This is a genomic window from Bacteroidota bacterium (assembly GCA_034439655.1).
In the GTDB taxonomy this organism is placed as follows: Bacteria; Bacteroidota; Bacteroidia; order UKL13-3; family UKL13-3; genus CANJUD01.
In genome coordinates, this window is sequence record JAWXAU010000191.1 from 1 (window position 1) to 7204 (window position 7204).

5 protein-coding genes are annotated in these 7204 nt (G+C 36.0%); 2 read left to right on the top strand and 3 right to left on the bottom strand.

The features are described from left to right. Positions 1 to 79 precede the first annotated feature (79 nt). A complete protein-coding gene (locus SGJ10_14410) occupies positions 80 to 364 on the top strand; it encodes a hypothetical protein (GenBank protein ID MDZ4759317.1) in 285 nt (94 codons plus the stop codon). 48 nt (positions 365 to 412) lie between these two features. Here the strand turns inward: SGJ10_14410 and SGJ10_14415 are convergent, their stop codons facing one another. The 3 genes from SGJ10_14415 to SGJ10_14425 form a co-directional block, all read right to left on the bottom strand. Beyond that, positions 413 to 3505, bottom strand: coding sequence for a PKD domain-containing protein (locus tag SGJ10_14415; GenBank protein MDZ4759318.1), 3093 nt, complete (start codon positions 3503 to 3505; stop codon positions 413 to 415). A gap of 145 nt (positions 3506 to 3650) precedes the next feature. Further along, positions 3651 to 5243, bottom strand: coding sequence for a hypothetical protein (locus SGJ10_14420; GenBank protein MDZ4759319.1), 1593 nt, complete (start codon positions 5241 to 5243; stop codon positions 3651 to 3653). A 37-nt stretch (positions 5244 to 5280) separates the two neighbouring features. Further along, entirely contained in the window at positions 5281 to 6042 is a 762-nt protein-coding gene (locus SGJ10_14425) for a class I SAM-dependent methyltransferase (protein MDZ4759320.1), read from the bottom strand. A gap of 69 nt (positions 6043 to 6111) precedes the next feature. On the opposite strand from SGJ10_14425, the gene SGJ10_14430 reads away from it, so the two are divergent. Further along, positions 6112 to 6966, top strand: a complete 855-nt coding sequence (locus SGJ10_14430; protein ID MDZ4759321.1) for a ChaN family lipoprotein — start codon at positions 6112 to 6114, stop codon at positions 6964 to 6966. Positions 6967 to 7204 lie beyond the last annotated feature (238 nt).

The window sequence follows — 7204 nt, forward strand, 5'->3', positions numbered from 1 at the left end:
ACATCCCGAAAGCCCCGCTTAATCCCGATAATTATCGGGATGCGGGGGGATTAGTCCCTTTCTTTTGGACTATTATATATTGAGTTTCGGTATAAAATATTATGAAAAAACATTTTTGAATACAATTATAAACAGACCAATGACTGTAAAAGCCGAACTTCTGGAACAAATTAATGCCATAAATGGAAAGGATATTTTTCTTCAACAGGTTTATGAGTTGGTAATGCTTAGTAATAATAGTGAGGCCACACATACAACTTCAGTAGAATTCAAAGGAAGTTTGGATGCGGCTAGAAAGCAGATAGATGAAGGCCAACATACAACTGTAGAGGAATTTAAAGAGAAATATAGTAAATGGTGCTAACCATCTGCCGTATGGCTCTAAATCCTAAATCCAGAATCCCAAATCCCTTTACTGCACTACCCACCTCACCACATAATTCCCTTTTTCGGTAGCTACATTTACTATATATATTCCAGCAGAAGGTGGAGTTAAAATAGCTGAGTTATTTGCTGTATTTTTTTGTACAATATTGCTATGTTCTTTTCCAGTTATATCATATACTTTTATGATAGTGTTTTCATTACTGTTATATTCTAATATGGAATAAAAACCGGTCGGGTTGGGGTAGAGTTTTATTTCGGAAGTATGATATTGTTTTAATCCAGTCGTGACCGATAAAGTTTGTGCTGTTGAATCAATACAGCCATTTGTAGAGTTTACAATTAGTTTTGTTGTATAAGGACCATTAGTAGTGTAGGTGTGGTTGGGAATCATTTGCGTGGCACTATCGCCATCACCAAAGTGCCAGAAGTAGGTGGGGTAATTTTTCACAATAGGGGTGAAGGTATAACTATTAAGAATGTTTGATATTTGAAATTCGGCAGTGGGTTCAGCTTTTATAAACATACTGTCGGAAAAGTTGTATCCCGAATTGTCATTAATATTTATATAAATTGTAGTGTCATTGGTAAATAAAAAGCTTATAGAATCATTGTAGGATGTTTGTCCACACCAAGTATAATATATGGGCGGCCATCCATTTTTCACAGAGGCTTTAAAGGAAGTTATATTTCCTTTGCAAGCACTGTCCCATGACCATGATGCCATTGGGAGTGAATCCACATCCACAGAATCTATATAGACATTCTTGCATTGTTGCGGTGTAGTTATTTCTAATTTCACAATAAACTTCCCGGCTGTTTTGTAAAGGTGATAAGGAGTCAATTGCATAGAAGAATCACCATCGCCAAAGTGCCAATCGTAATTTATATAATTCTGGACTAATGGAATAAAGTTATATAAATTTTTATTTTTGATCGACTGAAAGTGAGCAATAGGATTTGCACGAATATATAAACTATCAGAATAATAGAATCCCAAGCTATCCGTGATATCTATAAGAATTAAGGTATCATTTGTCAATAAAAAGCTAATTGAATCTATATTTTTAGTTTGTCCATTCCAGGCAATTTTAAAGGGCTTTTGTCCATTTAAAATCATCGCACGAATTGTAGTAATATTCCCTCGGCAAACACTGTCCCATTGCAGCTTAACGCTAGGTAATGAATCAACTATAACTAAATCACTATAAGTAGCAGCACATCCTTTTGCGGAGGTTACAATTAACTTGGGTTTATATTTTCCTTCAGTGCGATAAATATGTGAAGGTTTAATTTGAGTGGAACTATCACCGTCGCCAAAATACCATTTGTAGGTAGTGTAATAGCTATTTCCCGGTTCAAAAGTATAAATATATTTATTTTGATTTATGTTATAATTTGCCTGCGATTCCGCTTTTATTATAATACTATCCTTCAGATTGCAACCTAAACTCCTTGCTTCACATCTTATTACAGTATCATGTAACAAAAGGAAAGTGCCTGTATTCATTGTTGACGATAATCCGTACCATGTATAAATAAAACTAGTTTTTGGATGATTAATAATTGACTTCATAGTGCTATAATTATTTTTGCAAGCACTGTCCCACAGGAGCGTTTGAGAAGTGGGTACTGTATCAATAAAGACTGAATCGATGGCTTCGTTAATGCATCCTAAATATTCTGATTTAAGTTTATATATATTATATCCTGAAGTGTTAAATTGTATTACCGATGATTTGTTCTTATTATTTAGATCGGTAGAATCTCCAGAAGGAAAAGGATAGAACCATTGATACTGTTCGTTATTGTTGTATATATTGGAGCCCGCAATTGGTAGAGCTTTCAGCTCGGCTTTTCTACATCCTACATCTGTCGCTGTAAAGCTAATTTTGGGATATATATTGTTAACTAATATATAAAATGTTTTTGTACTGAAAGTTGGCAGTGGGCAACCATTGTCGCGTGCATCAATGGTAAATGAATAAGGGGTGGTACTTATATTGCTCGTGTCTGTTTGCCAACACATACTCCATTCGTCGTGTTTACCCACCGTTTTTTTACTAAATTGTGCATTGGGTATATTATTCGAGATAGTAATTGATACATCATCATTAATGTTTGTATCCGTAACGGTCATATTATCATAACAGATTTTTTCGCCAGCACACACAGACCTATTAGAATTTCCATTAATTATAGGAGTCATATTCCCGTTTATCTTTATGAAAAAATACAGTGGTAAATCTCTTCTGGAGAGTCCAATATTGACCATGCTTTTGCTGGATGAATCATATCGCCATTCTCTCATTAGTATAGCCACCTGTGCCGATTGCTGCTGAGTGGGTTTGAATTTGAGGGTAGCAGAAATTGAATCAAACATAAAACCTTTATATGAGGATGTATCAAAGTATTTCATGTTTGGAAATCCATCGTAATAGAAAGGAAACTTATAAGTATAATTGCTTTGATAATTGCATGCCTTGGTAGCCAATCGAAGAGCCGTGTCTAATTCATAAGATATCGAATCGTAATCTTTGAAGTCCGTAGCTCCAATATTAATACTTAGTTTAGTCCCTACATTATATAAAAATGTAGGCAATGCGTTTGGATTTGGAGATGAGTTTTTGATACACCTATCCATGTCCATATATGAATACAAATCTTGAGCACTACAGCAGGTACTGATACCTTGGGTCCTAGCACCCTGACTAAAGGACAACCTAAATTTGCAACAGCTACTCGACCAAAAAGATGGAAATTTGAAGGTGTCTTGAAACGTTACTTTCTCAATACCATAATTAAAAGTACACTTGGCATTAGCTCCATTAGGAAACCCATTTACATTGCATTTCCCTTGTTTGCATTTAGTACAAGATGTTTTACAAACCCCAGTCACATCGGTGCAATTAAATTGTGGTAAACCGATGGCTTTACTTAATCCGCATCCCGAAAGGTCTTTTATATTTAAAGTTATAGGGGATGCTTTGGAATTACTACAATCTTTATAAAGATCAATTGTAATTACATATTTGTCTGTTGAGATGTAGGTATATCTCATGTCAGCACCTAGCACATGATAGGCTTTGGACTCGCCAATGCCCCAAAATAATAAAACCAATAATAAAACTTGTAAATATTTCACCAAATAGCTTTTTTCTCTAAGACCTCAAATTGAGGAAAAGGGTTGCATGGGGGAAAAGGAATTAGAAATATTAGGGAAGCCATAAGTAGGCAATACAGTCATTTAAACAGCCGTATGCCCCTTATTCCTTCTCCTCCGTATTTTTCACTTCCGCCGTATCCCATTCCCACACCAAATAAGAATCAGAATACTCGAGCAATCGCTTATGGGTTTTGAATATACCAGAAGATGATTTCGAAAGTAACAGCAAACGGTTTTTAGCAGGAGCGATAATAAATTTGTAGGGTACCGAATCTAATTTTTCTATGGTACGAATTCCAAATTTTTCTCTAGCATATTTTATTAACTCTTTATCGTATGACTCATATTGATCTTCGGGTTTCGACAGCAGTAAAAGTTGTGTAATATTCTGCCGATTGTTATTGCTCGATTTGAAATATGTTTTCATCGAATACAACCACTCATTATAATATATAGTAGGTTCGGCTGCTATAAGAATTGGCGTGTTTTTGTCGCTATTTTCTTTAATATAGTCCAACATTTGGTTCGATTTAATTCCTTCGCACGCATATAAATAGGTGCGGTAGAACGCTACACCAACTTGACTTGTAGCCAAAAATATACTAACAATAATTGCATACTTATAATATTTCTGCCCATGTTCTAGCAAATACATAAGCCCAAAGCACACCGCCAATGCCGGGCCTAGGGTAGAAGGTATCAGATAACGCTCCGTCATGGTCGATTTCATATATATAACAAATTGCGGCCCCAGCAACAATATATTAAATATGATAATAAACCCAAAATCGGAAAAGAATTTCTTGAACAATATTTTTAGTTTTGTGTTACTTTGGTTTTTGACCCAGAATAATAACATCAATCCCAAAGAAATGGCAAAACCATTGGTGAGCAAAAACAACCACACTGCAGATTTGACAATGTTTATGATGTATTTGAAAGAGAAGCCGTCATATCCGGCATAACCAATAGTTTGATTGCCCACCAAAAATTTGATGCAGCACAATCCAATCAAAACTAATAAAATATTGACGCTGCAAAAAAGTTTATTGTTTTTTATTATTTCCCAATTTAAATGCTGATTTTTCATATACAGCATCCAAACGGTAAAAGCAGGAATGGCTATCAAAAACGTTTCTTTGAACATCGCTCCCGAAATAATAAAAATGAAGTATAATTTATATTTCAGAATTTTAGAGAACATTGATTTCGCATCCCAGGTATATATATAACAAGCAGCCAATATACAGGTTAAACCCTCTGTTTCGCCCAAGCCAAGCCTATACCATAAGGCTACTTGCATGCCCATCATGCTCATAAATGAAAATAATAGAGAGAGTAACCTATTACCCTTAAATGTTTTTAATCCCAATAAAAATAATAAGGATGCTGCGAGCATCGCATGCAGTAAATCATAATAGTAATAGTTATTAAAAGTATCGCCCCAAAGATAGATTTTGGTGATATAAGTAATATAATAAAAAAAGCGGAATCGAATTTCTAAATCGTTGCTTATCCATTTTTTCATGGTGGGCCAATATCCATCGGCTTTTAAATCGTCTGATATCTGATATATGGCATGGTCGTCGGTAAAATGGAATCCACTTTGGAACGCCCCACTCAGTTTTAAAAATAAAAACCAAAATAGACAGAGTCCAATAAGTGTATATATAACCTTCGATTTATATTTCATTAGCAAACATTCATTCCGCAAGCAATTCTCACCATGTTCACTTATTCACTGAGCCTTTATAGGTTTTCAAATATTCGTTGGCTCTCGTTATGTGAGGTTGCTTACACTCGTAAAACCTATAAAAAGCCAAACCTTTACTCACACCAAAACAGGAACATTTACAGTCGTCATAAAAATACTTCAATACCTCTTCTACTTCACTGGCTTTGTTCACATGTTCGTGGTTCATTAGTATATGATAGGGAAGTTTGTGTTTCAGCCAAAATTCGATACCTGTGGTAAGTGTATAGCCAAGTTTCCAAAGTATCGTTCCTTCATTGGGGATTGAAATTCGCAAACTACCTCCTTCGTTCATCATAAGGCAGCTTTTAGCCACCACCTTAGGTAAATCTGTTACATGCTCGAAAGTGGCAATAGCAGTAATTCGGTCGTATTGTGGTTTTAATTCTATTTCGTCGATATCGTTATAAATATTGCGAACCTTGGCCAGCAAAGGATTTCCTTCAAACAAACTTTTAAAGGGTTCAATAATATCGTAAGGTGCCGTGTCTTCATATTGCAGTTGGTTGAGTGTCCCCGCACCTATTTCTAAGGTAGCTTTATCGTTTTTACCTTGTAAGTCGGCAGCCGCTTTTTTGTGTAACCATTCCTCCATTTTGTTCGATACTGAAGTGGCGGCAGTAGCACCATCGCGGTTTTTCTTATAGTGGTCGGCATAAATTTTTTGGTAGGCTTCGGGCAGCACCGAGCGTTGTTTTGGGAAATTTTCGAACATAGTTTTGGTTAAAAAAGGTTTCAAAAATACAGGAAAATAAATATAAGAATGCAGTGTATTTCATATCAGGCAAAAGTTTCCTATTTTTGACCCGTGAAAAAATATATACTCCCACTATTGCTTCTGGTATTAATCAACGACCTTGCTGCACAAAAAAAAGATGCTTTTGTTATATATGATAGCAAAGGCAAAAAAGTGTCTTACGCCACCATGCTCAAGTCAATGTCGGAGGCCGATGTGGCCTTGTTTGGCGAACAACATAATTGTGCCATCGCTCATTGGCTGCAGTTGGAAACTCTCAAAGATTTATATCGTAAACGTAAGCTTACTTTGGGGGCAGAAATGATTGAAGCCGATAACCAATCCGCTTTAGATTTATTCGTAAGCGGTAAAATTAACCAAAAAGCTTTTGATACCTTGGCAAGGCTATGGCCCAATTATAAAACTGATTACGCCCCGCTTGTCAATTTTGCCAAAGACAGTCATTTGGTCTTTGTGGCCACCAATATCCCCCGTAAATATGCCAATCTGGTTTTCAAACGTGGTTTTCAAACACTTGACAGTTTAACGGCTCTCGAGAAAACATGGATGGCACCTTTGCCCATGGCGTACGATTCTACTTTGCCAGGTTATCTTAAAATTATAGAAATGATGGGCGGACATGGGGGCTCAAATATGCCCAAGGCTCAAGCCACTAAAGATGCTACCATGGCTTATTTCACTTTAAAAAATTATATACCCGGCAATCTATTTGTTCATTTCAATGGTGCGTTTCACAGCGATAATTTTGAAGGGATATTATGGTACTTGAAAAAAGATAGACCCAATTTAAAATATATTACAATCAGTACCGTAACTCAAGAAAACATATATAAACTACTGGATGAAAACAAAGCTAAAGCCGATTTTATTATTTGTGTGGATGAAGATATGACAACAACTTATTAGTATAAAGTATAAAGTATAAAGTAGCTAGCCCGCCGCGGCGGGAAGTAGCAAGTATAAGGTATAAAGTAGGGAGTTTAGGATTGGGATCTTTTGTACTTAATACCAATTCTTAAACTAAAACAGTTCTCTGCCTGTGGCCGATTTAGTTTTTAGAATGGTAATGCCGAACTACATCCCGAAAGCCCCGCTTAATCCCGATAATTATCGGGATGCGGGGGAATTAGTCCCTTTCTTTTGG

Excerpts from the sequence above, each read along its gene's own strand:
- SGJ10_14420 (MDZ4759319.1), bottom strand. The coding sequence starts at position 5,243 with ATGAAATATAAATCGAAGGTTATATATACACTTATTGGACTCTGTCTA.